The 3,871-nt window shown below is 74.2% G+C and carries 2 protein-coding genes and 1 pseudogene; all 3 read left to right on the plus strand.

What is annotated here, in order from left to right:
- Nucleotides 1-274 (plus strand): annotated as a pseudogene (locus VR44_RS26695) (ABC transporter ATP-binding protein); the annotation flags it as partial.
- A 101-nt stretch (nt 275-375) separates the two neighbouring features.
- Nucleotides 376-3,138, plus strand: coding sequence for an FtsX-like permease family protein (locus VR44_RS26700; RefSeq protein ID WP_094191935.1), 2,763 nt, complete (start codon nt 376-378; stop codon nt 3,136-3,138).
- Nucleotides 3,139-3,220: 82 nt separating this feature from the next.
- Nucleotides 3,221-3,760, plus strand: coding sequence for a bacterial proteasome activator family protein (locus tag VR44_RS26705; protein ID WP_045950163.1), 540 nt, complete (start codon nt 3,221-3,223; stop codon nt 3,758-3,760).
- Nucleotides 3,761-3,871 lie beyond the last annotated feature (111 nt).

A 3,871-nucleotide genomic window follows, 5' to 3' on the forward strand; every position in this document is an offset into this window, starting at 1 on the left:
GCGCGTGGCCATCGCCCGCGCCCTGGTCGGCGAGCGCCGCCTGGTCCTGGCCGACGAGCCCACCGGCGCCCTCGACTCCGAGACCGGGGAGTCCGTGCTCGCCCTGCTGCGGCTGCGCTGCGACGCGGGGGCGGCCGGGATCCTGGTCACCCACGAACCCCGCTTCGCCGCCTGGGCGGACCGGGTCGTGTTCCTGCGCGACGGCAGCGTCGTCGACGAGACCCTGCGCAGCAACGCCGACTCGCTGCTCTCCGGGCGGGCGGCCGGCCTGTGACCTCCCCGTTCGCCTCCTGGTACCACTCCTGGATCGCGGCCCTGCGCATCGCCCGCCGCGACGCCTGGCGCGCCAAGGGCCGCAGCGCCCTCGTCCTCGCGATGATCGCCCTGCCGGTCGTCGGGGCCAGCGCCGTCGACCTCACCCTGCGCAGTGCCGAGCTCACCCCGCAGCAGGCGCTGTCCCGCCAGATCGGCGCCGCCGACGCCCTGATCGAGGCGACGGGCCTGGACGCCCCCATCCTCCAGCGCCCCGACGGGCGGAGCTACGCGCCCGTCGGCGGCTACGAGAAGTACCGGCCCGACCCGGAGAAGAAGGCCGCACCGCTCAAGGACGCCGTCCCGGCCGGCGCCGAAACCGTCCAGATGAGCACCTCCGGCGTCAAGGTCCACACCCGGCACGGCCTGCTCGACACCCAGCTGCGCGAGCTCGACGTCCACCACCCGTTCTCGCAGGGCATCTTCACGCCCCTGCGCGGCCGGCTCCCCGGGGGGCCCGGCGAGGTCATCGCCACCGCCGCCTTCCTGGAGCACTCCGGGCTCTACGTCGGCTCCTCCGTGACCCCGCGCGGCTCCACGGCCCCCTCCACGATCGTGGGCTCGTACGAGCTGCCCTCCGACCTGAGGCGCGACGAACTGCTCGCGCTGCCCGGCACCCTGCTCGCCCCGATCGACAAGGCCCTGGCGGCCACCGGAGCACCCGGGCTGAACGTCACCGACTCCTTCCTCGTGAAGGCCGGCGGCGATGGTTTCACGTGGAACATGGTCAAGGAGGCGAACGCCAAGGGCGCGCTGGTCCTCTCCCGCGCCGTCGTGGCGCACCCGCCCGCCGACTCCCAGGTGCCGCTGTACGCGCAGGAGGGCAAGGCACGGTTCGCCGGCCCCGGCCTGAACGTGGGCCGGTTCACGGAGCAGGCCACCGTCGCCACCGTGGTGGGCCTGGCCCTGCTGGAGGTCTGCCTGCTCGCCGGGCCCGCCTTCGCCGTCGGCGCCCGGCGCTCGCGCCGCCAGCTGGGCCTGGTCGGCGCCAACGGCGGAGACCGCCGGCACATCCGGGCCATCGTCCTGTCCGCGGGCCTGGTCATCGGCGCCGTGGCCGCCGTCATCGGCTGCTCGGCCGGCGTGGCCCTCACCATCGGGCTGCGGCCCCTCCTGGAGGAGAAGATCGGCATCCGCTTCGGCGGCCTCGACTTCCGCTCCCTGGAACTGCTCGGCATCGCCGTGCTGGCCCTGCTGACCGGCCTGCTGGCCGCGTTCGTCCCGGCCGTCACCGCCTCCCGGCAGACCGTCCTGGCCTCCCTCACCGGCCGCCGCGGCATCCGGCGCGCCAACCGGGTCCTGCCCCTGCTCGGGCTGCTCGCCGTCGCCGGCGGCGCCGCGATCGCCCTCTACGGGTCCCGCTACCGGGTCAGCCCCAGCCTCGTCGCGGCCGGAAGCGCCCTCGCCGAGCTGGGCGTCGTCGCCCTCACCCCCCTCCTGGTCGGCCTCTTCGGACGGCTGGGGCGGTGGCTGCCGCTGTCCCCGCGGCTCGCGCTGCGTGACGCCGTCCGCAACCGGGGGCGTACGGCCCCGGCCGTGGCCGCCGTACTGGCCGCCGTCGCCGGAACCGTGGCGGTCTCCACGTACCAGCACAGCCAGGACGTCCAGGCCCGCCACGAGTACGTCGCCGAACTCCCCGACGGTGCCGGGCTGCTGAGCGTCAACGACAACAGCGCCCACCAGGAGGTCCCGACGGCGCGCGAGCTCCTCTCCAGGACCCTGCCGGTGGCGGTAAGGGCCGACGTGGAGCGCCTGGTGGTCGGCAACCCGAACTGCGAGGAGTACGGCACGGGCGCGGGCTGCGGAAGGGTCGAGCTCATCGTCCCCAAGGAACAGCGCTGCCCGCTCTTCGAGTCCGAGCACGGCCCCGCCGACTTCCCTCCGGCGGAGGCGAAGAAGCTGCGCCAGGACCCGCGCTGCGCGATGTCGTCCCGACGCCCGGGCTCCTCGTTCAAGACGATCGTGGCGGACGAGAAGCTCCTGCAGGTCCTGGCGGTCACCGACCCCGGCTCGGTGGCGGCCCTCAAGGCGGGGCAGCCGGTCTCCTTCGACCGCCGCGACGTAAAGGACGGGAAGATCACCCTCCGGCTCGTCACCGACCCGGTGGCCGCGCAGAAGGCCGCCGCGACCCACGCCGAACTGCCCGGACAGGACAAGGTCCTCACCGTCCACCAGGCGCCCGAGGGCGTCGAGTCCTGGGGCGTCGGGCTCGTCCTGCCGCCCTCCGCCGCGAAGGCGGCGGGCATCGCGACGGCCCCGGTCGGCGCGTACTTCAGCCTGGAGAAGGCCGCCACCACCGAGCAGCGGCAGCGGCTGGACGGGGAGATCGACCGGCTGGGCGCCGACGTCCGCGTCCGGATCGAACGCGGCTACCAGGGGGAGAGCACCATCGGGGTGCTGGCCCTCGCCGTGTTCGCGGGCCTGGTCACCATCGGCGCGGCCGGCATCGCCACGGGGCTGGCCCAGGCGGACTCCGAGGCCGACCTGAAGACCCTGGCGGCGGTCGGCGCCGCACCGAGGGTGCGCCGCACCCTCAGCGGCTTCCAGTGCGGGGTGGTGGCGCTGATGGGCGTCGTCCTCGGCTCGGCGGCGGGCATCCTGCCGGCGGTCGGCCTGCGCCTCACCCAGGAACGCGAGCAGCGGAGCCTGCTGCTGCACGCCGTCGAGATGGGCTACTCCACGCCGGACGAGCCCCTCTACGTCCCGATCGCCGTCCCCTGGGACACCCTGGCCGGCCTCCTGGTCCTCGTCCCGCTGGGCGCGGCCGTACTGGCCGCCGTGGTCACGAAGTCGAGCGGAGCCCTGGCCCGCCGGGCGGCCGGATGACGTTCCCGCCCCCGCACAGGGTGGATCACGCCCGTGCGGGGGCACACCGTGTGACAACGAAGGTGTGCGAGAGAATGACGGCATGGAGATGCCGAGGAGTGAACGGTCGCAGGACAGTCCCCCGCACGTCCTGATCGTGGGACAGGACGGGAAGGCGGTCGGCGGCGCCGATGACGAGTCGCGCGAGGTCCCGGTGACGGAGATGGTCGAACAGCCCGCCAAGGTCATGCGGATCGGCAGCATGATCAAGCAACTTCTGGAAGAGGTCCGCGCCGCACCTCTGGACGAGGCCAGCCGGGTCCGTCTCAAGGACATCCACGCGGCGTCGGTGAAGGAACTCGAAGACGGCCTGGCCCCCGAGCTGGTCGAGGAACTGGAGCGCCTCTCCCTCCCCTTCACGGAGGAGGCGGTCCCCTCCGAGGCCGAACTGCGCATCGCGCAAGCCCAGTTGGTGGGCTGGCTGGAAGGCCTCTTCCACGGCATCCAGACGGCCCTGTTCGCGCAGCAGATGGCGGCGCGGGCCCAACTGGAGCAGATGCGCCGCGCGTTGCCCCCCGGCGGCCCCCACGAAGACGACGAGGACGGCCCCCACGGCGCCATCCGCTCGGGCCCGTACCTCTAGCCCCGGCGCCATCCGCTCGGGCCCGTACCTCTAGCCCCGGCGCCACCACGCCCCGCGCCATACGCGACCGCGCCAGGCGCACCCCCCACGCCGGCGGGGCTGTTCACAGCC

It is taken from the genome of Streptomyces katrae (assembly GCF_000966975.1).
Classification (GTDB): Bacteria; Actinomycetota; Actinomycetes; order Streptomycetales; family Streptomycetaceae; genus Streptomyces; species Streptomyces katrae.

Coding starts and splice junctions, on each gene's coding strand:
- VR44_RS26700 (WP_094191935.1), top strand. CDS start 376: ATGATCGCCCTGCCGGTCGTCGGGGCCAGCGCCGTCGACCTCACCCTG.
- VR44_RS26705 (WP_045950163.1), top strand. CDS start 3,221: ATGGAGATGCCGAGGAGTGAACGGTCGCAGGACAGTCCCCCGCACGTC.